23 protein-coding genes, 1 pseudogene and 1 other annotated feature are annotated in these 22,988 nt (G+C 30.8%); of the genes and pseudogenes, 12 read left to right on the top strand and 12 right to left on the bottom strand.

Translation table 11 applies throughout. The features are described 5' to 3' along the window. The first annotated feature begins 2 nt into the window (after window positions 1-2). Together FOC48_RS06895 and FOC48_RS06890 are read left to right on the top strand one after the other, a co-directional pair. Complete coding sequence (locus FOC48_RS06895; RefSeq protein WP_003147308.1) at window positions 3-1,160, top strand: M20 metallopeptidase family protein; 1,158 nt, start codon at window positions 3-5, stop codon at window positions 1,158-1,160. Window positions 1,161-1,379: 219 nt separating this feature from the next. Then, the gene (locus FOC48_RS06890) at window positions 1,380-2,453 is read left to right on the top strand and encodes an alanine racemase (protein WP_003147307.1); all 1,074 of its coding nucleotides are present in this window, start codon (window positions 1,380-1,382) and stop codon (window positions 2,451-2,453) included. Between the two features lie 107 nt (window positions 2,454-2,560). Here FOC48_RS06890 and FOC48_RS06885 read toward each other — a convergent pair whose 3' ends face one another. The 4 genes and pseudogenes from FOC48_RS06885 to FOC48_RS06875 form a co-directional block, all read right to left on the bottom strand. Next, window positions 2,561-3,061, bottom strand: a complete 501-nt coding sequence (locus FOC48_RS06885; protein WP_003147306.1) for a universal stress protein — start codon at window positions 3,059-3,061, stop codon at window positions 2,561-2,563. A 182-nt stretch (window positions 3,062-3,243) separates the two neighbouring features. Beyond that, window positions 3,244-3,447 carry an immunoglobulin-like domain-containing protein gene (locus FOC48_RS10210; protein ID WP_419470980.1) on the bottom strand — a complete coding sequence of 68 codons (204 nt, stop codon included), beginning with the start codon at window positions 3,445-3,447 and terminating at the stop codon, window positions 3,244-3,246. Between the two features lie 33 nt (window positions 3,448-3,480). Continuing rightward, window positions 3,481-3,795: pseudogene (locus tag FOC48_RS10205) on the bottom strand (immunoglobulin-like domain-containing protein); the annotation flags it as partial. Between the two features lie 91 nt (window positions 3,796-3,886). Continuing rightward, window positions 3,887-4,546 carry a TIGR01906 family membrane protein gene (locus FOC48_RS06875; RefSeq protein ID WP_003147303.1) on the bottom strand — a complete coding sequence of 220 codons (660 nt, stop codon included), beginning with the start codon at window positions 4,544-4,546 and terminating at the stop codon, window positions 3,887-3,889. A 194-nt stretch (window positions 4,547-4,740) separates the two neighbouring features. Between FOC48_RS06875 and treR the strand changes: the two genes are divergently transcribed. The 7 genes from treR to FOC48_RS06840 all read left to right on the top strand — a co-directional run bounded on the left by treR (window position 4,741) and on the right by FOC48_RS06840 (window position 11,760). Beyond that, window positions 4,741-5,463: a trehalose operon repressor gene (gene treR, locus FOC48_RS06870; protein WP_003147302.1), complete on the top strand. Its 723-nt coding sequence runs from the start codon at window positions 4,741-4,743 to the stop codon at window positions 5,461-5,463. A gap of 301 nt (window positions 5,464-5,764) precedes the next feature. Continuing rightward, complete coding sequence (gene nrdI, locus FOC48_RS06865) at window positions 5,765-6,145, top strand: class Ib ribonucleoside-diphosphate reductase assembly flavoprotein NrdI (RefSeq protein WP_003147301.1); 381 nt, start codon at window positions 5,765-5,767, stop codon at window positions 6,143-6,145. After that, window positions 6,132-8,222: a class 1b ribonucleoside-diphosphate reductase subunit alpha gene (nrdE, locus tag FOC48_RS06860; RefSeq protein WP_003147300.1), complete on the top strand. Its 2,091-nt coding sequence runs from the start codon at window positions 6,132-6,134 to the stop codon at window positions 8,220-8,222. The genes nrdI and nrdE overlap by 14 nt, the downstream gene beginning before the upstream one ends. 24 nt (window positions 8,223-8,246) lie before the next feature. Next, window positions 8,247-9,215 carry a class 1b ribonucleoside-diphosphate reductase subunit beta gene (nrdF, locus tag FOC48_RS06855; RefSeq protein WP_003147299.1) on the top strand — a complete coding sequence of 323 codons (969 nt, stop codon included), beginning with the start codon at window positions 8,247-8,249 and terminating at the stop codon, window positions 9,213-9,215. 9 nt (window positions 9,216-9,224) lie between these two features. After that, window positions 9,225-9,791: a histidine phosphatase family protein gene (locus tag FOC48_RS06850; RefSeq protein ID WP_003147298.1), complete on the top strand. Its 567-nt coding sequence runs from the start codon at window positions 9,225-9,227 to the stop codon at window positions 9,789-9,791. 89 nt (window positions 9,792-9,880) lie between these two features. Then, entirely contained in the window at window positions 9,881-10,444 is a 564-nt protein-coding gene (locus FOC48_RS06845; RefSeq protein WP_003147297.1) for a histidine phosphatase family protein, read from the top strand. Window positions 10,445-10,549: 105 nt separating this feature from the next. Continuing rightward, window positions 10,550-10,778, top strand: a binding site (T-box leader). Between the two features lie 64 nt (window positions 10,779-10,842). Continuing rightward, a complete protein-coding gene (locus FOC48_RS06840) occupies window positions 10,843-11,760 on the top strand; it encodes a homoserine O-succinyltransferase (protein ID WP_003147296.1) in 918 nt (305 codons plus the stop codon). Between the two features lie 55 nt (window positions 11,761-11,815). On the opposite strand, the gene FOC48_RS06835 is transcribed toward FOC48_RS06840, so the two are convergent. The 5 genes from FOC48_RS06835 to efeO are packed head-to-tail and all read right to left on the bottom strand — an operon-like array spanning window position 11,816 to window position 16,524. After that, complete coding sequence (locus FOC48_RS06835) at window positions 11,816-12,010, bottom strand: twin-arginine translocase TatA/TatE family subunit (RefSeq protein WP_003147294.1); 195 nt, start codon at window positions 12,008-12,010, stop codon at window positions 11,816-11,818. Then, window positions 12,010-12,723: a twin-arginine translocase subunit TatC gene (gene tatC, locus FOC48_RS06830; RefSeq protein WP_081459788.1), complete on the bottom strand. Its 714-nt coding sequence runs from the start codon at window positions 12,721-12,723 to the stop codon at window positions 12,010-12,012. Before tatC ends, FOC48_RS06835 begins: the two co-directional genes overlap by 1 nt. A 10-nt stretch (window positions 12,724-12,733) precedes the next feature. After that, entirely contained in the window at window positions 12,734-14,416 is a 1,683-nt protein-coding gene (locus FOC48_RS06825; protein WP_254263173.1) for an FTR1 family iron permease, read from the bottom strand. Then, window positions 14,409-15,644, bottom strand: coding sequence for an iron uptake transporter deferrochelatase/peroxidase subunit (gene efeB, locus FOC48_RS06820; RefSeq protein ID WP_003147289.1), 1,236 nt, complete (start codon window positions 15,642-15,644; stop codon window positions 14,409-14,411). The genes FOC48_RS06825 and efeB overlap by 8 nt, the downstream gene beginning before the upstream one ends. A 1-nt stretch (window position 15,645) precedes the next feature. Next, a complete protein-coding gene (gene efeO, locus FOC48_RS06815; protein WP_035467012.1) occupies window positions 15,646-16,524 on the bottom strand; it encodes an iron uptake system protein EfeO in 879 nt (292 codons plus the stop codon). A 395-nt stretch (window positions 16,525-16,919) separates the two neighbouring features. Here efeO and FOC48_RS06810 point away from each other — a divergent pair, with 395 nt between their 5' ends. Then, complete coding sequence (locus FOC48_RS06810) at window positions 16,920-17,621, top strand: nicotinamide mononucleotide transporter family protein (RefSeq protein ID WP_003147286.1); 702 nt, start codon at window positions 16,920-16,922, stop codon at window positions 17,619-17,621. Window positions 17,622-17,691: 70 nt separating this feature from the next. Here the strand turns inward: FOC48_RS06810 and FOC48_RS06805 are convergent, their stop codons facing one another. Both FOC48_RS06805 and FOC48_RS06800 read right to left on the bottom strand, forming a co-directional pair. Next, the gene (locus FOC48_RS06805) at window positions 17,692-18,426 is read right to left on the bottom strand and encodes an HAD family hydrolase (RefSeq protein ID WP_003147285.1); all 735 of its coding nucleotides are present in this window, start codon (window positions 18,424-18,426) and stop codon (window positions 17,692-17,694) included. Between the two features lie 224 nt (window positions 18,427-18,650). Further along, entirely contained in the window at window positions 18,651-20,342 is a 1,692-nt protein-coding gene (locus FOC48_RS06800; protein WP_003147284.1) for a M3 family oligoendopeptidase, read from the bottom strand. Window positions 20,343-20,590: 248 nt separating this feature from the next. Here FOC48_RS06800 and def point away from each other — a divergent pair, with 248 nt between their 5' ends. Both def and FOC48_RS06790 read left to right on the top strand, forming a co-directional pair. Next, window positions 20,591-21,145: a peptide deformylase gene (gene def / locus FOC48_RS06795; RefSeq protein ID WP_003147283.1), complete on the top strand. Its 555-nt coding sequence runs from the start codon at window positions 20,591-20,593 to the stop codon at window positions 21,143-21,145. A 103-nt stretch (window positions 21,146-21,248) separates the two neighbouring features. Next, entirely contained in the window at window positions 21,249-21,683 is a 435-nt protein-coding gene (locus tag FOC48_RS06790) for a DUF1307 domain-containing protein (RefSeq protein ID WP_003147282.1), read from the top strand. A 41-nt stretch (window positions 21,684-21,724) separates the two neighbouring features. Here FOC48_RS06790 and prfB read toward each other — a convergent pair whose 3' ends face one another. Beyond that, the gene (gene prfB, locus FOC48_RS06785) at window positions 21,725-22,843 is read right to left on the bottom strand and encodes a peptide chain release factor 2 (protein ID WP_003147281.1); all 1,119 of its coding nucleotides are present in this window, start codon (window positions 22,841-22,843) and stop codon (window positions 21,725-21,727) included. Window positions 22,844-22,988 lie beyond the last annotated feature (145 nt).

The following is a 22,988-nucleotide window of genomic DNA, read 5'->3' as shown; positions in this document are numbered from 1 at the left end:
AGATGAAAGTAATTACTGAAGAGAATTTAACATCATGGCGTAGACATCTGCACCAAAATCCAGAGTTATCTTTGGAAGAGCATAAAACTAAAGAATTTATCGCTAGTGTCTTAAATGAATATGGTATAGAATATCAAGAAACTCTTGAGACAGGGTTGGTGGTAATCTTTAAAGCAAGCGTAGAAACTAAAGATACGATTTTATTTAGAGCTGATATTGATGCATTACCTATTACAGAGGAAAATGATGTTGATTTTAAATCTAATAACGATGGTGTGATGCATGCTTGTGGACATGATGGACATACTACTATGCTTTTAGGAAGTGTTATAGAAGCGGCTGATTATTACAAAAATAATAGTACGAAGGTGAATAGTATTTTCGTATTTCAACCAGCTGAAGAGACTTTCGGTGGCGGTAATTTATTAATTAATGATTTTGATTTTTCACCGTATAATATTTTAGCAAGTTATGCCCTGCATATGAATCCTGATTATCCAGAAGGGCATATAGTTTCTAAACCAAAGGAAATCATGGCTAGTGCTAATGAATATAGAATTTATATTAAAGGACGTGCAGCTCATGTTGGTTTAAAAAATACTGGAATCGATGCTCTTAATGTGGCTACAATGTTTTTCCAAGAGATGTTAAAACTTAATGCATTACATACAAAAGCTCGTAATACTAATATTATTCATATTGGTAAAATGTACGGTGGAGATGCTATGAATGTTGTTGCGGAGAATGCATACCTAGAAGGAACTATTAGAACATACAGTATGGAAGATTTAGCTACAATCAAAGCTGCAATTGAAAATACGCGTGTAGGGCTTGAACATCTTACTGGTGCAAGTATTCGTGTTGACTTTGCTGAAGGATATCCAGCGGTAATTAATGATGAACTTCCTTATCAAGTAATTAAAAAAGTTATAGAAAAAGAAAACATTGATTATATTGAATTAGAAGAAGCTTATCTATACGGGGAAGATTTCTCATTCTTTAGTAGATTATCTCCTATAAACTATAGTTTTTTAGGTTTAAGAAATGAAGAGAAAAACTATGTTTCAGGATTACATACACCAACTTTCAACTTCGATGAAAAAATATTAAAAGTAGGGGTTAAATATTACCTAGGAATATTGAGATATTACAATAAATAACTTTGTTGATTTTAAGTAATATAAAAAGGGCTGATTTAAAGGTCCTAAATTTAAAAAGATTATATGAAAATTCATAAACGCAGTGGTTTATAGATATCTAAATTTACTTTATAAGAGTTTCTAGATATCTGATGAAATTTGCGGGGGTGGCTTTAAAAAATCGGTTTCTCTAAAATCACGATTTTTGAGTCACTCCCTTTTATCTAAGAAAGGATTTTTATGGCAACAATTGAGTTAAATTATAATAACATACGACAAAATGCAATAAATTTAAAAGAACGATCACAGGACATAATAGCTGTAGTTAAAAATAATGCGTATAATTTAAATTTAAGAGAATGTGTAAAATTATACTCAGAAGTAGGGATAAATTACTTTGCAACGACTAAAGAAGAAGAGTGTAAAGTAATAAGAGAAACATTAGGAGAAGATGCTAATATTTTTCTTTTAAATCCAACTTATAACTTTGATTTAGTTAGAGAATACAATGTTGAGATAAATATAGCGAGTCTTGAATATTTAAAAGAAAATCTTGAAAATGTTAGAGACTTAACGTTACAATTGGAATTTGCGGGTAGTATGAGACGTGCTGGAGCAAGAAATCTGGAAGAAGTACTAGAAATTATAAATTTCTGTAAAGAAAACACCCTAAAATTAAAAGGATTCTGGTCTCATTTTTCATTTGCTGATGAGTTTGATGGTTTCTATGAAAAAGAAAAAGAATTGGTATTGAAAGTTCTTGATGAAGCACAGAAACATCATGATTTTGAAGTAATTCACTTACAAAATAGTGCTTCGTTTTTACGAGATGGTGTTTTTGAGAAAACAACACATCAGAGATTAGGGATTATTCTTTATGGAGCTATGCCTTATAATGTGAAGGAAAATCCAGTGGCCTTAAAAGATTTGATTATAAAAAATCCAATTACTGTTTATGGTGAAATAATTAATATAGTAACCTTGAATAAAGGTGAATGTATTGGGTACTCTAATTCTTATATAGCGGATGCTAAGAAGAAGGTTGGGGTTGTTAATATTGGTTATGGTGATGGAATACTAAGAGATAGATTAAAAGGGCAAACTTGTATAATTAATGGTAAAGAGAGAAATATTTACTCAACGATGATGAGTCACCTAGTAGTAGAAATAGGTGAAGAAGAAAGTATCGGAGATAGAGTTTATATTTATGATGATAAGCAGCAACTTCATGATTATACTAAGTATTTTGGACCGAATTCTGTGCAACTTGCAGCTTTGAATTATAATAGTTTAAAAGTTAAGAAGATATATTAATAAAAAACGAACGGCGCATATAATGTATGCGTCGTTCATTATAAAAAGGAAAAATTTTAAATGAATTTAAATTAAAATATATTAATCTAAATCTAATTTAGAGATGCTTATTTTTCTTGTTCTTCTTGGAATTTTTTAGCGATAGTTGCTTCGAAATCCGCTGGGATAGAACGTTGTTTAATGATGATTACGTCAGATTTAGCATATCTAACGATACCTTCAGACACTGATCCCATAAGCATACGTTTGAATCCAGTTAAACCAGAAGATCCACAAACTACAAGATCGATACCTTTTTCGTCAACAATATCTTCACTAAGAACAATTTTAGGAATACCTTGTTCAACAATACCGAATACTTTAGTTAATCCGTCTTCTTTAGCAGATTCTACATAGCTATCAACTAATTCTTTAGTACGTTTGTAGAAAGAGTTGAAAATGTAGGGATCTGATAAACCAGAAGTTGCGATTGTCGCATCAATAACAGACGCGATGTATAACTCTGCATCCTCGTTTCTTTGAGCAATGGCAACGGCATTTTTAAAAGCCCATTCAGCTTGTTTTGAACCGTCTACTGCGACTAAAATTTTAGAATATTTATTTTCCATGATCATAACCTCCGACTTCTATTTCTTTACTTATATTATATCATATTTACAAAAAAAGTAAACGTTATTTTCAAAAAAACAGTATAAATATTTTTCATGAAAATAGAGAAAAAACCTAGAAGTAGCGGTATGTATAGCTTTTAACTTCTAGGTTTATATTTTGATAATTTCATGAATATTGATTATACGTTTTCATCAACAACAGTGATAAGTCTTTTTCTCTTATGTTCTTTATTATCGATATTAACACGATATACAAGTTCATAAGTTCCAGGTTTAGTATTATCAACTTCTCCTTCGATAATAAGATCATCAAGATAAGATTTTCCTGCTTTACGAGCGATCACGCCTTCTTTATCGACATCTACTTCTTCACCAACTTTAATCGTTATATTTTCAGGTATAATGAAGTAGAAAGTACGTTCTAGACGACGTTCAAGACGTTTTCTGTATTTTTCTTCGTCTTCGGCACTCATTCGATCTCTAAGTTTTTCATCAACTAAAGGCATCAGTTCGACTTCAGTATCTGCTATACAAATTCTACTATTAACAAGCGTGAATGTCTGAGTTCTTCCAGGTCCACAATAAGATTGACATCCTATGATAAATTCTGCATTAGGTGCTTTCTTTTTTAGTTTTGGAATCAAAGTTTTAAGATTTACACCAAGGCAATCATCACATAATCTAAATGTTACTTTATCTTCAGTAACAACATTTTTATCATTTTGAGCCATAATTTATCCTTTCGTAATTTATTTATTTGAAACTAAAATTAATTATATCACATAATTATAAGAAATTAAATTTTTAATATCATCTTTAAGATTAATTATTTTTTATTCTTTTTTTTACTATAGTATTTAATATAAACAATGAAATAAATAGTATAAAGATATGTAAGATTATTGTTGTAATAAGACTTATGAAGAATTCTTCAGGCACCATTTGAATTAAGTTCGATTCATCAGGACTAAGTAACCAAAGATCGTTTGAAAATAGCAACTGATGGAATTTTATCCAAAAAGATGTAAAATTATATGAAATAATACAAGATAGGATACCTATTACTATAATAAATGCAAGTAGTACTTTGTTAAATGTATTTGTTATATAGAAAACAGTTCTTTTCTTACAAAGTATTATCAGTAATATAGTAGAAATAGTAAAAACTACTATAAAAAATATCATTGTTTTGTAACTTAAACTATATAGTGTCCTAACGTCTTGCATATGAAGTATATCTTTATCTGTATACCAATCAAGATTTAACATTGCTTTATGATTAAGATAATCTAATAAATTAGTGGTATTTGTTATTAATTCTTCATATGTAGTTCCTATTTTAGGGGCTAAATTTTCTTTTTGATAGAAGTTTTTATAAAAATATAAATTAAAACAATTGTAAAATATTATGGCGAGTATCCCACTAATAAATAGTGAAAAATTTTCTAAAACAATAAGAAATTGTATAATATGTTTTCTCATTATTACACCTCCAATTATCATTATAACACATAAATATAGCTGAAGTAATTAGGTTTATACAATATTTGGTTTACATATTTACACAATTTAACAAAAATAGTAAGAATTATAAAAGTTTTTGAGTAAAAAACATTTAATATTTAGATGAATTATGGTAAAATATACACATATAGTTATTTATTTTGGGGGAAATCATGAATAAGTTTTTTAAGATTTATTTAGAGCTAAGAGAAAAAATAGAGAATAGGCAATACAGGTCTAACTCTCTCTTACCAAGTGAAAATGAACTCGCAAGAGAATATAATGTTTCTAGGGAAACTATAAGAAAAGCATTATTTCTATTATTAGAGAATGGTTATATCCACAAAATTCAAGGTAAGGGATCTATTGTACTAGATGTTCACAGATTTAGATTACCTGTTACGGGGATATTAAGTTTTAAAGAACGCCGTCAATATCAAGATGTTGAAGCTACGACTAAAGTGTTAGTGAATAAAGAAGTAGATGCTCCAGATTTTTTAGTAAGACTTGGTCTAGTTAAGCCAGATGAAAAACTAATCTATCTGGTGCGTCAAAGAATCGTTGATGGAGAAGCAGTAATATTAGACAAAGATTATATAAGAAAGAATACAATAGGAGACCTTCCTACTAATCGCGTTGAGGAATCGTTATATGAGTATTTAGAACAGGATTTAGGTATTAAGATTTCTTATGGAAATAAGGATTTTAAAATTGAACCTGCTAATGAGGAAGATTCAACATATATTGATTTGAATGGTCACAAACATATTGCAGTTTTACGAAGTGATGTATACACAGAAGGAACAGATTTCCTACATTATACAGAGAGTCGTCATAGAGTTGATAAATTCTATTTTTCTGAATTTGCGAGAAGAAAAAGCGATAGAATAAACTAAACATATTATAGAAGAAAACTTTAAACAGGGTAATTTTGTTTAAAGTTTTTTTATGTGAAATTGAGAAAAATAAAAGGAAAAAAAAATTTTTTCTTATAATGATTTTAATCTTTGTAGTGTGTAAAGTTACTAATAGTATTCCGAAATATTAAATAGATATACAAATTTCCAAAAAAGATTTGAAGCCTGTTCATGGGAAAAATAATGATTGAAAAATAATAAAATAAAGTGTATAATTAATATAAGTCTTAAATTTCCAGGAAATAATCTTGGAAATATTTTTGTGGGAGCGTGAGAGAGAATGAAGATAATTGTATTTTCATTAACTGGAAATTGCAAGAGATTTGTAGATATGTGTAAGATTCCCGAAGAGGATGTTATTGACCTATTTGATATCGATTATGAAGTTGATTTTGATTATATTTTAATAACGCCTACGATCGGTTTTGGACAAGTTCCTGATGGTGTAGAAGAGTTTTTAGAAACTAATCACAAGCACTTAAAAGGAGTAGTAGGTAGTGGAAATAAAAACTGGGGTAATAGATTTGCTAAAGCTTCAGAGACGATTAGCGAGAAGTATAATGTACCATTACTTATGAAAATAGAATTACACGGTAATACAAAAGACTTAATAAAATTTAAAAAAATATATTTGGAGAGTGTAAAGAATGGAGAAATTTAACCATATTGAACTAAATAATGAAGTGACAAAAAGAGGCGACAATGGATTTTTCAAATTAGAAAAGGATGTTGAAGCTATAGAAGAATTTCTTCGTGAAGTAGACTTTCGAACTGTAAAATTTAGTTCAGAAATGAAAAGACTTAGATATCTAGTAGAGGAGAATTTCTACTATAATATCTTTGATAAATATATTGAAGATGAAATCCTAGAATGTCTAGAATTAGCTGCAAACTTTAAATTCGAATTCAAAAGTTACATGGCAGCAAGTAAATTCTATAAAGATTATGCATTAAAAACAAATGATAAAAAACAATATTTAGAAAACTTTAATCAACACGTATTCATCGTTGCCATGTATTTAGCTGATGGAGATGTTGCTTTAGCTAAAGAGCTTATGATTTCAATGCTTGAGCAAAGATTACAACCAGCGACACCAACATTCTTAAACTCTGGAAGAAGTCGTCGTGGTGAGTTAGTATCATGTTTCTTATTAGAAGTAGGTGACTCACTTAACTCAATTAACTACATCGATTCTACAGCTAAACAACTTTCAAAAATTGGTGGAGGGGTTGCGATTAACTTGTCAAAACTTCGTGCGCGTGGTGAGAGTATTAAAGGTATTAAAGGGGTAGCTAAAGGTGTTATTCCTGTAGCTAAATCTTTAGAACAAGGTTTTGCATATGCTGATCAACTAGGACAACGTCCAGGAGCTGGAGCTGTTTACTTAAACATTTTCCACTATGACGTATTAGAATTCTTAGATACTAAGAAGGTTAATGCCGATGAAGAATTACGTCTTCCAACAATTTCTACAGGTATTATCGTACCATCATTATTCTTCGATTTAGCTCGTGAGAACAAAGATTTCTATATGTTTGGACCTCACTCAATTTATGAAGAGTATGGATTAGTCCTTGATGATATTGATATTGCTAAATATTATGACGAATTTGTAGCGAACGAAAACATCATGAAACGTAAATTCGATGCTCGTGATATGCTTAACTTAATCGCACAAACTCAATTACAATCAGGGTACCCATACTTAATGTTCAAAGATAACGCGAACAAAGATCACGCACTTCGTGAAATTGGACAGGTTAAAATGAGTAACTTATGTACTGAGATTTTCCAATTACAAGAAACTTCAATAATCAAAGACTACGGTGAAGATGATATTATTAAACGTGATATTTCTTGTAACTTGGCTTCATTAAACATTGTAAATGTAATGGAAAGTAAAAAAATCAAAGAATCTATCTACTCAGGTATGGATGCATTAACATTCGTAAGTAATTCTACTAAGATTAAAAATGCACCAGGTGTAGTAAAAGCTAATGATGAGTTCCACTCTGTTGGATTAGGAGCAATGAACTTAAATGGATATTTAGCTAAAAACCTAATCGCTTATGAGAGTGAAGAAGCAAAAGATTTCGCAAATGTATTCTTCATGATGATGAATTACTATACATTAGAACGTTCAATGCAAATTGCTAAAAAACGTAATGAAACATTTAAAGATTTTGAAAAATCAGATTACTACAATGGTAGATACTTCACTAAATATATTGAAAATGACTACTTACCAGTAACTGATAAAGTAAAAGAGTTATTTGAAGGAATTCATATTCCAACAAGAGAAGACTGGAGAAGTCTAAAAAATAGAGTAAAAGAAAATGGACTATATCACGCATATAGAATGGCGATTGCACCAACACAAAGTATTTCTTATGTTCAAAACTCAACATCAAGTGTATTACCGATCGTTGATAAAATTGAACGTAGAAGTTATGGGAATGCTGAAACATTCTACCCAATGCCTTACTTAAGTCCAAAAACTCAATGGTTCTATAAATCTGCATTTACTATTGATCAAATGAAACTTATTGATTTAATGGCAGTTATTCAAGAACACGTAGACCAAGGTATTTCTGTGATTTTATTCGTAAATTCTGATATCACAACAAGAGAACTTGCTAGATATTATATTTATGCTCATCACAAAGGATTGAAATCACTATATTACACAAGAAACAAACTACTTTCTGTTGAAGAATGTACTTCATGTGCTATATAGAAAAGAGAGGAAAAATTACTAATTATGAAAGCTGTAAACTGGAATAAACAAGATGATTTAACATTTATGTATTGGCGTCAAAATATTGCTCAATTTTGGGTTGATACTGAGTTTAAAGTGTCAAAAGATATTAAGAGCTGGAACGAAGATTTAAATGATAAAGAACGCGAAGCTTACAAAAAAGTATTAGCTGGTTTAACTGGTCTTGATACTCAACAAGGTGATAAAGGTATGCCACTTGTATCTCTACATACTGAAGATATGAGAAAACAAGCTGTGTACAGCTTTATGGGAATGATGGAGCAAATTCACGCGAAAAGTTACTCAACAATCTTTACATCATTAATCCCTTCACAAGAAACAGATTACTTATTAGACGAATGGGTTCCAAGTAATCCAGAGCTTCAATTCAAAGCGAAATTAATTGAAGATTATTATATGAAGTTATTTAAACCAGAAGTTCCAACTTATGACTTATATATGGCTCGTGTAGCTTCAGTATTCTTAGAAAGTTATATTTTCTATAGTGGTTTCTTCTATCCATTATATCTTGCTGGGCAAGGTAAAGTAACGACATCTGGAGAAATTATCCGTAAAATCTTATTAGATGAAACTATTCACGGAAGTTTTACTGGATTTGATGCACAAGAATTATTCAAAACTTTAACTCCAGAAGAGCAAGAGCGTGCTGAGAAAGAAATGTATAAATTATTATTAGATTTATATGAAAATGAATTAAAATATACTAAAGATATTTACGACGAGATTGGTCTATATGAAGATGTTAAAGACTACGTAGAGTATAATGCTAACCGTGCTTTAGCTAACTTAGGATACCCTGGATACTTCGAAGATAAAGAAATTAATCCAATCATTGAAAATGCAATGAATACTAACACTAAAAACCATGACTTCTTCAGTGTTAAAGGTGATGGATATGTTGTAAGTATGAATGTTGAATCAATTGAAGATGAAGATTTCATTTTTGAATAGGTAAAAATCATGAAAATATTATTAGTAAGACATGGTGAAACTGATTATAACAAAAATAAATTAATTCAAGGACATAGTGATATTGAATTAAATGAAACTGGTAGAGGTCAAGCGAGAAATGCAGGTCAAAAGTTAACTGAGTATGACATTGATTTTGCCTTTAGTAGCCCGTTAAAACGTGCTGTAAAGACAGCTAGACTTATGCTTGATAATTCTAACAATGAGATTAATATAGATAAAGAAATTACTGAAGATGCTCGTTTAATAGAGAAATTCTTCGGTGTTTTCGAAGAGAGTACTTTTGATGAATATTTTTCAGCATTAGAAGCTCAATCTGGTTTAGAGTCTATAGAAAAAGACGAAGATGTTTATGAAAGAGCAAGTTCATTTTTCAATGAAAAATATTTAAATCACAAAGATGAAACAATTTTAGTTGTTTGTCATGGTGCATTTATTCGTATATTTTTACGTACATTAGGATTATATCCTGAATCTAATATGTTGATTAACAACACAGCGTTAAACGTGCTGCACTATGACGGAAAAGACTATATATTAGAGAAATTTAATATTTAAAATTATTAAGGGAACGGCTAAGAAATCATAGTTTTATAAAAATTGATTTTATTTGGCCGCTCCCTATTTTTTAGTAAGGAGATGAGATCATGCGTATTATTTTAGCGAGACACGGAGAAACAGATTATAATAAAAATAAATTAGTTCAAGGACATACAGACATTCCATTGAATAAAGAAGGAATCCGTCAAGGGATTGCTGCAGGTAAGAAAATTGAAGGATATGATATTGATATAGCTTATAGTAGTGTTTTAGATAGAGCATATGATACAGCGAGATATATGCTAGACAATTCAAATAGTGAAGATAATAAGAAATTATCAGTAATCAAAGATAAAAGATTAATAGAAAAATCATATGGAGAATATGAAGGCGTATCTTTTGCTGAATATGGTGCTGGTCTTAAAGCGGGTGAAACAAGAGGTATGGAGTTAGATACAGATGCCGCAGACAGAGTAGAAGCATTCTTTAAAGAAAAATATGAGGAACACCCAGATAAAACTATGTTGGCAGTATGTCATGGTGGATTAATTCGCTCTTTCTTAACTCAAAAAGGTATTAAAGATGTAGGGCGTGGAGTAATAGTAAATACTTCTGTTAGTGTTCTTGACTATGATGGAGAAAAGTTTGAACTTATTGAATTTAATAAATAATTCATCGGTAATGGAGAATCATAGATTTCTTTGCTTTTAAGATTTTTAAGGCGCTTTCTATTGACAAATAGTGTTAAATTCTTTATAATGTTAAGTAAACTAATATGAAACACATTGAAGAGATAAGTAGGTTATAATTGATTCAAAGCAGAGAACTTTCGGTTGGTGGAAGAAAGTAAGAAAAGATATAATTGAAAATGGTCTCGGAGTAATAATTATCTAATAGGTAATTACGTAAGTGCGCGATACAGCACAACGATATGAACACGTATCGATAAAGGTGAATAAATATATTCACGAACATGGGTGGTAACACGATAGACTCGTCCCTATTACATAAGTTTGTAATAGTGGCGAGTTTTTTTATTTAAGAAAAAGAGTAGTTAAGGAGATAGACAATGCCAATATGTATACAAAATGAATTACCAGTGAAAAATAAATTATTGGAAGAAGGGGTAGTAGTAATAGAGGAAAATAGGGCGAAAAACCAAGATATTAGACCTTTAAAAATACTAATCTTGAATTTAATGCCGAAGAAAGAAGAAACAGAACGTCAGTTATTAAGGCTTTTAGGGAATTCTCCACTTCAAATCAAAGTAGAATTTTTACATACTACTAGTCACGTGGCAAAAAATACGCCACAATCGTACTTAGAAAAATTCTATAAAACATTTGATGAAGTGCAATACAGCTATTATGATGGGCTAATTATTACGGGAGCGCCAATTGAACATTTAGAATTCGAAGATGTAAACTATTGGGGAGAGTTAAATCAAATTTTTGATTGGAGTAAAACGCATGTATTTTCAACATTAAATATATGTTGGGCTGCACAAGCAAGTTTATATTACCATTTTGGTGTAAAAAAAGAGCAAGTTGATGATAAGATATTTGGGGTTTTTGAACACGATGTTCTTATAGAAAATCACACACTAACTAGAGGATTTACAGATACATTCTTAGCTCCTCATTCTAGACATACTAAGATAGAGGAAGAAAAACTTCCTACTATTTCTGAGCTTGATGTACTAGCTAGATCAGAAGAGGTTGGAACACTTCTTGCAGCAACTAAAGATTTAAGAAAAGTATTTGTGACAGGGCACATTGAATATGATGCTGATACACTTCACAATGAGTATGTTCGTGATAAAAATAGTAATCTACCAATAGAAGTTCCGGTGAATTATTACCCAGGAAATGATGATACAAAAACTCCTAAAAATAGATGGAGAGGTGTAGCTTACTTATTCTATCACAACTGGTTAAACCAAGTTTATCAACAAACACCATATGATTTAACTGAACTATCAAAATAAAGACAAAACAATAGACTTTACAGATATGCTTTTAAACATATTGTAAAGTCTATTTTTAGTTTTCTTTTTTTTCGTCTTGTTTTGTTGAGTTTTCTTCTTCAGTCAGTCCCGAAATTGATTTTTTAAATGATGTAAACATTTTTCCTATTGATTCTCCAAGTTCAGGTAGACGTTTAGGACCGAAGATGATTAGAGCAGCTATAATAAGAACTATAACTCCAGGAGCCCCGATATCACGTAAAAATCCCATTATTTTTCACCTCTTTTGTTGTAAATATACTTGCTAATAACGATACTAATTTCATAAATTAAAATTAATGGTATAGACATAACGATGTCGCTGATAAAGTCAGCGGGTGTAATAACAACAGCTATTACGATTAGTATAAAATATGCATATCTTCTATTACGTGTTAAAAATGATGGTGTTAGAATACCTAATGATGTTAAAAATGCTACAACAACAGGGAATTCAAAAAGTATTGCTATCGGAATCGTAGTATTAATAACAAACGATAGATAATTTTGAGCTGTTAATTGTGTATTGAACAAGTCATCACCAATAGAAAGAAGCACATTTAAAATAGCTGGGGTTACTAGAAAGAACCCGAAGATTAAACCTACTATGAAGCAAATGAATACAGCTGGTATATAAGCTAGTAATGCACGGGCTTCTTTTTCTTCTAGTGCAGGTTTTATAAATGCCAAAATTTGATAACAGATAAATGGTATCGAAAAAGTGAAGGCACAAATACCTGCGAGTGTTAGATATATCCATAGTATATCATTAGGTCCAAGAACAATCAATTTATTATTAAAATTACTAGTTAAAAATTTATAAATATCCGCAGACCATAATAAACTCACTATGAAAGAGACAATAAAAAACACAAGGCTTAGTATTAGTCTCTTTCTTAGTTCAGTTAGATGATCTACGGTAGATATTTTATCTCCATATTTCATCATTTGTTACCTATTTATTTTTAGATTTTTCATAGAATATACTAATAGCTACAACGACGATATAAATTAGTTGAGCTATTACTACTTCGTAACTAGGATAAATTCCTAAGATTTCGATAGTAGGTAAGTAGTCTATAATATGATTTGAAACAATATCAGTTATTTGTAGAGCATGTACACTTACTCCAAGCATCTTGAATCCTAGAATATAGATTAACCAAGATAGTACTAGGAATACTTTACTGATAGGAAGTTTTCCTGAAGCTTTTACCATGATTATACCGATAATAATCAATGCAACAACAGCAAGCACTATACCGATTAATAAGTTAGTTGTTGAAATAAGTGGCATGATACCAGCATAGAATAGAATAGTTTCGGCACCTTCTCTAAATACAGCTAGGAAGCTAAGTGTGAACATAGATATGAAACTTCCAGTTGAAAGTACTAGATTTAGTTTAGTGTCCATATATTTTTTCCATGCTTTAACAGAACTTTTACTATGTAGCCAAATTCCGATACCTATCATCATTACTACTGCGAAGATACCAACAACACCTTCGATAATTTCTCTGTTAGTACCAGATGACAGAGCTGGGAATGAATATTTTAAGATTACAGCTGCAAGAATACTAGAAAGAATACCTACTACAGCTCCTGCGTATATCCAAATTAAACCTTTTCTTTGTTTTGCTGCTTTTAAGGCGCTGGCTAATGAAAGAACGATAATAAGTGCTTCCACACCTTCACGAAGTAAAATTAGCATAGAACCTAATGCAGTATAGTTAGACTTCGTATCGATTTTAGAAAGCTCTGAAATCAAGTTTTTAAGTTGGTCTTGATATTTTTGCTCGTTACCTTTAACCATTATTATAGGAGTTTCACTCTCTACTTTAGTATATAACGAAGCGTTACGTGTACGGACTTCTCCTTCGATAACAGGCCAAACTTCAATGAATTTCTTCATTTTTTGAGAACCTTGAGCTTTGTTACCATCTTTGAATGCTGAGTAACTTTCTTCTAGAAGTTTTATACCTTGTTCAAGTGTTTTTACATCTGAAGATTGTTCTAGTTTTTTACCAGCTAGAAAATCGTCAAGGTAGTTTTTTAAATCTGTTAAATACATTTTTGTAGTTTGATAGTCGTAAGGTTCAACTTCCATTGAACTACGAAGAAATGACATTGTTGTTTCGACTTTTCCATAGTAAGCAGGTTCAAGTGTTCTTACGATACCTTCATTTCTAACCCAAGCAGCGTTGTATTTTACATACTCTGCTTTCATAGTTTCTACATTTTTAGTATCAATTGCTTTTTCTAATTTATCAAAAGCAGGAAAGAGTTTTGTTTTAAAAGCTTTCTTTTCTGCTTCAACATCAAGAGGATTTTGTTCATTTTCAAAAGCAAGTAGGGCAGTTGATAATTCTCTAAGTTGATCTTCGTTGATGTCGTTTGATTTTAATGTTTGTTTAACTTTTTTTCCAGCTTCAGAATCTGAATTTTTTGTAGACTCAAATTCTGTTTTAAATTCATCTATTAATTTTTTAGCTTTATCTTTATCATTGTTTGTTAATGCGGTGTTGGCATCTGTAATTTTTATGAAAGGATTACTATACGATTCTTTAGCTACAATAGTTTTTAAATACGGTGAGCTGAAACTAAGAATCACGATAAAGGCTAAAATAATTTTAGTCAAAAAGTTTTTGGCCAATATATTCACCCTCCTTAATTCCTCCAAAACATGCAAATAGGCCGCTACCTATATGAGTTATGTATTCATTCATTTTATCTTCAGTTCCTAAGCTGTTTTGAATTGTAATAAATTGTTTTGGATCTTTTTGAAAAGAAATAAATAGGAGACCTGAGTCAAATTGACCTGTAGTTTCATTTATGCCGTCTGAATAAGAATACGATCTTCTAAGTAATTCAACACCAGGTTTATGAGCTAAATGGACATGTGAAGTTACAGGTATTAAAGGTTTTCCATCCGGACCTTTTTTGTTAAGGTCTATAGGTGCGAATTCATCAGTCTCACCGAAAGGAGCACCACTTTCTTTATATCTTCCAAAGGTATTTTCTTGTTCATTTAAATTTGTTCTATCCCAAGTTTCAAGGTGCATCTGAATACGTCTAACAGCCATATAACTTCCATTTTTCATCCAGTTATCTTTATCACACCATACGATTTTATCAAATTGTTCTTCTTTAGTAGCGTTGGCAGTACCGTCCTTAAATCCAAAAAGATTACGAGGTGTTTCAACTCGATTTCCAATTGCAGCAAAACCTGATTGACTCCATTTCATAGTTACTGTAGAACGAGCTTTTCTAACTAGGTTACGAACAGCGTGAAAGGCTACTTGTTCATCATCTGCACATGCTTGAATACATATATCTCCACCAGTATATTTTTCTTTAAGTTGTTCCCTAGCAAAAGGTGGTAGGTCTTTAAACTCTTCAAGATTTTTATTTTCCAAGTTCATTTTTTTTAGAAAACTTGGACTAATTCCGAATGTAAGGGTTAAACGATAGTGGTTTAGTCCTACCGTTTCTCCAGTATCTTTTGGTGGTAAATAATGGTTTTTAAGCGCAGGTTCGACTAATTCGCCGTTCATTAATTTTTCACTGTATTTTGTCCATTCTTTGAACATCTCAATAACATCATCACGTTTAGTAGAGTGTAAATCTAATACTACGAAATAAACACATTTTTGCATAAGAGTAGTAATACCAGCTTGATGTTTACCGTAGAATGTAATCTTTTCGTCTCCATCAGCAATAACTCTGTTATTTTCAGCTTTGTTAGCGAAAAATCCTCCAAGAGCAGAGGCTCCGACAACGGCACCAGCTCCAGTCATTCCTGCTTTCTTTAGGAAATCACGTCTTGTTATTTTTTTGTCAATCCATTTTTTACCAGATTCTTCCATATTACTTAGCCTCTTCGTCTAAAATTACACCCATTTGTGAAAGTGGTTCACCTAATTTTGTTACTGCTTCAGAAAGTTCTTTTGTATTTTCTTTTGTTAAGTCAGTATATAGTTTATAATTTTTGTCATCAGTTTTGTATTTATCTAATAGACTGTTGATTGTAGCGAATTTTTCAACTAAATCTTTTGCTAATTTGCTGTCTTTTTTCTCGATTAAAGGTTTAAAGATTTTGAAGATTTCTTCAGCACCTTCGATATTAGCTTTGAAGTCGTAAAGGTCAGTGTGAGAGAAGATTTCTTCTTCACCTGTAATTTTTTGTGTTGCAACTTCGTTAAGTAGGTCAACAGCTCCAGTTACCATTAAGTCAGGTGTAACTTCAACAGTAGCAACTTTTGCTTTTAGTTCTTTAACGTCTTTTACTAATTGGTCTGCATATTCTTCAGTACCTTTAGTAGTATTTTTTTCCCACATAATCTTTTCTATTCTGTGGAATCCACGCCATCCGTCTTCAGTTTTATTTTCTTCTAAGTAGTCAGCAAGACGGAAGTCGATGTTAACATCTAATTCTCCAAAACTTTCTGCAATTGGTTCTGAACGTTCATATGCCATACGAATAAGTGGGTATTGTTTTTTAGCTTCTTCCAGATTTCCTGCTTTAATAGTTTCAGCAAATTTTTCTGTGTCTTTAAGTAGAGTATCCACTTGGTTTTCTACGAATTTTTTGTAAAGCTCAGTAGCTTGTTTAAGTTGTTCTTTTGTTCCTTTTGATGTATCAACTTGTGCTGATTTATTTTCTTCTTTTTTTTCTGATTTAGCAGAGCATCCGCTAATTACGATAGTTCCAGCCATTAGTGCTAAAAATAATTTATTTTTCTTCATTAATTTAAACTCACTTTCATGATTAATATTTGTTCTATTATAAATTATAATCATTATCAATTAGAAAGTAAAGTAATTAGAAAGAAATTTTTTAAAAAATAAAAGTTTTATGATAAAAATAAAAAAATTTCTAATGAAGTAAAAAAATAAATGATTTTTATGTATTAGATTAAAAACTTTAATAGAGGAAATGTAGTCAGTATCTATTAAGAAATTATTTATGTTATATAATAATTATGTGAAAGCGTGAAAATAATTTTATTGAAAGTTGAAAATGTTTGATGTATAATGAAAATAAGATTTTTAGTAAGCGGTATAAAAAAGTTACTAAGAACCTAAAAAATTAGGATTACATAATAAAAATGTAATAATTAAAAAAAGGAATAAAATACTTTATGAAACAAAAGTTAAAAATATTTGCAACATCAAAATGGTTTGATTTATTAGGAGTTATTTTAGTAATTAGCATAGCTATTGCATCAGGTTATTTAGCAACGAGATTGGATAAATTCGTTGATTGGGGACCGTGGACTGCACTTGTACCATTTGGACTTATTTCTGTTATTAATGTTGGTATTTCGATGTTATCGACAAGATTTACAGGAAAATTAAGTAAGCTTGGAAACTATTTAGGTATTATTAATGCAGTGTTATCGGGAGTGATTGATTATATTTTAGGAAATAAGGCGGCAATTATTACATATCCAGTGACATTTTTAATCTATCTAGGTGCAATCTATGTGTGGAATAAGTCTACAGACAAACCAAATACAATGTCTAAAGCGAAATTATATTCAGTATTAACAGCAATTGCAGTTCTTTCATTTGTATTTTCTTATGCGACAAACTACATTGGATATCATGGTAAAATGAGTACTCTTGCGTATATTACTACAATTGCGTTTGCATTTTCATTAATGGGTAATGGATTAAATACATTCAAGTTAACGACACAATGGCCATTCTGGTTACTATATAATTTTGTTCAACTTACAAAAGCAATTGTTCAAGGGAATTTTGCTAATGTTGGTAAATATATCTTCTACATTATCAACAGTGTTGGAGCACTATTTGTGTGGAAAGATTCAGAAGAATAGTCTGAAGAAAATGATTGAATAGAATAAAAAATACAAGAGTCCGACGATTAGGTCAGGCTCTTGTTGTGTTTTATATTTCAACAATGTCGATAGTTGCTCGTGTTTTATAAATAACATCTTTTCTTTCGATTAAAATAGTAGCTTTTTCAGCTAGCTCTTTGTTTTCTTTGATTTTACTAAGAAGTTCACGACTCGGATTCATTGCAACGGGATTGCCGACACGTCTTAGCATATTATAATCCCCATTAGTATCTCCGTAAGCGAATGATTCAGAAAGATCTATGTTATATTCTTCTACCAATTTATCAATCATATTGTTTTTACTATCTGCATCCCACATTGGAATTACTTCACCTGTAAATTTATCATCTTCTATAATATATTTACTACCAATCGCAAGAAATGCATGATGTTTTTTCCCCATAGCTTCAACAAGATAGTCAGGACTACCAGAAATGAAAATAATTAAATGACCATTCTTTTTATGTTTTTCAATAATATTTCTAGTAAATTTATAAACACGATCTGCTTTAAGTTTCATTACTTGTTCAGTAGCGAAATCAATATATTTTTTATGAAGACCTGTTATTGCTTGAACGTAAGCTTCAGATACACCGAATAGATAGTTGTCATAATCTTCAAAACGTTTATCCCAGTTGATGTATGTATCTTTTACACCGTTTATCCAATATCTTTCATCTACAACTTCATATTTTATTAATTTTTTAAAATGTTCTGTCATTAGAGAATCTCTATATAGAGTTCCATCAATATCAAAAAATGCAGCTATTTTCTTTTCTTTCATATTTTTCCTCCTAAATCAATGATTATTTATGTTTAAGGGAGTGACTCAAAAATCGTGATTTCGAAGAAATCGATTTTGTCGAGTCACCCCCGCACAGTTTATTAGATATTTAAAAAGCTTTTCTAAAGCGATTTTAGATATCAATAAACGACTGCGTCTATGAGTTCTCATATACACTTTGTTAAAATTTAGGTCTTTTGGGTTAGCCCCTTTAAGTATAAGGTTTAGAATTTTGTAGCATCTACAGAGTCAAGGTATTTTTTAAGCTCTGGCACAATATTAGAAATAGTTCCGTCTTTGAATGGATTTTCTAGATTTGCTTCTTTAACTAATTCTAAGAATGGTTTAGTTCCACCTTGTTTACATAGGTGTAGATATTCTTCCCATGCTTTTTCTCTATTTTCGTTAGCTTTTTTCCAGAATTGGAAGGCACAGACTTGAGCTAGAGTATAGTCAATGTAGTAGAATGGTACACTAAATAAGTGTCCTTGTCTATAGAAGAATAATCCTTCATCAAGTTCTGGAATTTCTTCGTAGTAACGTGATGGTAAGTATTTTCTTTCTACTTCTAACCATTTCATACGACGCTCTTGTGGTGTTAATTCTGGATTTTCGTATACTTCGTGTTGGAATTCATCTACAGTAACACCATAAGGTAAGAATTTAATTGCTGTAGTCATGTGGTAGTATTTGAATTTATCAGTATCTTCTTTGAAGAATAGGTTCATCCATGGCCATGTTAAAAATTCCATACTCATTGAGTGAATTTCACAAGCTTCGAATGTTGGCCAAACGTAATCTGGCATATGATTTCTACTTTGGAAAACTTGGAAAGCATGTCCAGCTTCATGAGTTAAGACCGTAACATCATGTGGAGTTTGGTTGAAGTTAGCGAAGATAAATGGTGCTTTGTAATCTGGAATAAATGTACAGTAACCACCACCAGCTTTTCCTGGTTTTGTATCTAAGTCTAATAAGTTGTTTTCAGTCATAAATGTAAAGAATTCATCAGTTTCTGGTGATAATTCTTTATACATTGTTTTAGCATAATCAACAAGTGTAGGACGGTCACCTTTTGGAGTAGGGTTACCAGATTTGAATGTTACACCTTCATCATGGAATGAAAGTTTTTCAAGTCCTAGACGATTAGCTTGTGCTTTTTTAAGTTCTTCAACTATAGGTACGATTTCTTCGAAAATTTGTTTTCTGTAGTTTGCTACGTCTTTTGCATTGTAGTCAGTTCTACGTAGACGAAGGTAAGCAACTTCTACGAAGTTATCAAAACCAAGTTTTTTCGCAATTCGAGTACGAACTTTAACCATACGGTCGTAAATGCTATCGTATTGTTCTAAGTTTTCTTTGAAGAATTTTGCAACAGCCTGACTTGCTAATAGACGAGTCTCACGGTTTGCATCTTGAGTATATTTAGCCATACCGCTTAAGTTGTGAATTCCACCATCAAATGGAATTTTAGCACTTGAAGTAAGCTTAGTATATTCAGAAGTAAGTTTATTTTCTTCTTTTAAGTCTTCGATGATTTCATCACTAAATACTTTAAGAGAAGATTCAATTAGGTTAAAGTAGTGTTCTCCAATTTCTTTTTTTAATTCTTCTTTGAATTTAGAATCGAATATTGCTTTGTCGAATTTGCTAAGAAGAGAAGTTAATTCAGGATTGAAGTCATCCCAAAAATCTCTTTCAGCTTCATAAAACTTATCAGTAGTGTCGATTGTTGCACGGATTTCTACTAACTGAGCTAATGTTTCAACGCTATTACGAAGTTTGTTGTATTCGTTAAAAATTTCTAAAGTTTCTTCGACAGTATTTGCCGAATTTAATTTTTCTATTAATGTTTCTAATTGTTTTTTTATTTGATCAGTATCTGGTCTAGTATATTGGTAATTTTCAAAAGTCATAATACAGCCTCCTAAAAAACTTATTTATAAATTATCAATATTACTATGATATCATGAAATATAGAAAAACACAAAAATAAAATTCAGAAAATTCTAAAACAAAGATTGAAAATTATACTAATATGTTTCGTAAAAAAGAATTTTAAAAAACTGTCGGGTAGGAAACTTTGACATTCTGAGCTATTTATGAAATAATAAAATAAGGATGAAAGATCGAGAGAAATAATTAGAAATAAAGGAGAAAAAAATTGATAACAACTAAAGATATAATTATTGATCCACATGCGACACTTAGAGCACGTGCTGAAGAAGTAAAAAGTCCGATTTCAGACGAAGATAAAGCTATTTTACGTGGATTATTAGAATATGTTATAGCTTCTCAAGATGATGAGAAAGCAGAAAAATTAGGATTAAAACCAGGGATAGGATTAGCGGCACCGCAAATTAACGTTTCAAAAAGAATGATCGCAGTGCACATTCCAGATGAGGAGTTCCCAGAAGATACAGTTTCTTATGCATTATATAATCCAAAAATCATCTCAAATTCAGCTGCAAAATGTTACTTAGCTGGTGGAGAAGGATGTTTATCAGTAGATAAAGAAATTAAAGGATATGTTCCTCGTTATTCAAAAATTAAAGTAGTTGGTTATAATGAAAATGATGAGAAAGTTACTTTAACTTTAACAGACTTACCAGCAATTTGTTTCCAACACGAAATTGATCATTTAAATGGAGTTATGTTCTACGATCATATTAATAAAGAAAATCCATTTGATGTACCAGCTGAATACGAAAAACTATAATTAGAAAAGGCGATACAATTTTGTATCGCTTTTTTAATAACATTTGCATTGTTTTTAAACTGTGGTATAATATTGTTATCTAAAGGATAGGAGAGTTTATAAAATGAAAAAGATATTACAAATTATATCAGTTTTTTTATTAGTATTTTTAGTCGGATGTTCTGAAAAAGAAGGTAGTAAGGTTTATGTTAAGAAACAACCTGGTGTACAAATGGAAATTACACTTTATTATAAAGGTGATGTTGTAACAAAACAAACAGCCAAAAATATTATTACTTATTCTGAATTAAAAACAACAAAAGAAGCCTTTAAACAACAAGCTGAGAAACTTGGTCAAAGATACAAAGATATAAAAGGTTTAGAAGACAAGGTTGATTATCAAGATAAAGTTGCTATAGAAACTGTAACGGTTGATTATTCTATTGCAAATGTCCATGAACTATCAGGGTTACCAGGTGTAGGTGTAGGAAATGAAAAAGTAAGTTTGAAAAAAACAGAAGAAAAACTTATAGAAGAAAGATTTGATGAGAAGAAATAAAAATTAATAGACCTATCGGTTCACACCGGTAGGTCCATTTTCTATAGTACTTCTTTTTCTTTCATATTGTAATGTAGATAAGCATCGATAAAATCAATTATTTCACCATCCATTACTTTGTCTACTGTAGATACTTCGTAGTTTGTTCTGTGATCTTTTACCATTGTATATGGAGTAAATACATAAGAACGAATTTGAGAACCCCAACCAATGTCCTTTTGTTCACCACGAATCGCGGCTAATTCTCTTTCTTTTTCTTCTATTTCAAGTTGATAAAGTTTTGATTTTAAGTTTTTCATAGCAGCATCTTTATTTTTAATTTGGCTTCGTTCAGCTTGTGATTGAACTACGATGCCAGTAGGAAGGTGGGTAATACGAACCGCTGAATCTGTAGTGTTAATATGTTGTCCACCAGCCCCTTGAGCTCTGTATGTGTCTATTTTTAAATCTTCATTATTGATTTCGATATTTATTTCATCATCGTTAAATTCTGGAATTACATCGATTGAAGCGAACGATGTATGTCTTTTTCCAGACGGATCAAAAGGTGAGATACGAACAACCCGGTGAACACCTTTTTCTCCTTTTAGTAATCCATATGCAAAGTCACCTTCAACTTTTATAGTTGCTGATTTAACACCAGTGATATCACCAGATTGATAGTTTAAATAGCTGTATTTTAACCCCTGCTTTGTGAAGAATCTTTCATACATACGTAACATTAATTCTGACCAGTCTGTAGCATCAGTACCGCCAGCCCCAGCATGTATTTCTAAAATAGCAGTATTATTGTCGTATTCTTCTGAGAATAATAATCTAAAGCTAAAATCTTCAACGCTTGATTTAAGGTTGACTACTGTTTCTAGTAAATCTTGATAAATTTCTTCGTCATCTTCATCTTTTAGAAATTCAACCATCTCTTCAGAGTGTTCTAGATAGTCTATCATTTCACTAAATTCATCAAGTTCTTTTTTTATACTTTTTGATTCTGTAACTAATAGACTGGCTGTTTCACTATCATTCCAAAAATCAGCCTCTAGCATCATATTTTCAATTTCAGCTACTCTTTGCTCTTTTTCTTCTATCTTTAATGAAGTTTTGAACTCTGATATTTGTTTATTTACTTCTTCCAATTCTTTTTTAAGTTCTATAAGTTCCAAATTTATTTACCTCACTGTATTTCGTTTAATATTATACAAGAATTTCTCTGAATATACAAGAAAGCTGAGAATAAAAACCATTTTTACTTATATAATAAAAAGCGTTCAAAAAATTAGACTATTAATTCTAACTTTTCAAACGCTA

The organism is Gemella haemolysans, from assembly GCF_012273215.1.
Lineage (GTDB): Bacteria > Bacillota > Bacilli > Staphylococcales > Gemellaceae > Gemella > Gemella haemolysans_A.
The sequence above is the reverse complement of the archived record's forward strand: the minus strand, read 5'-3'. Positions and strand labels throughout refer to the sequence as shown.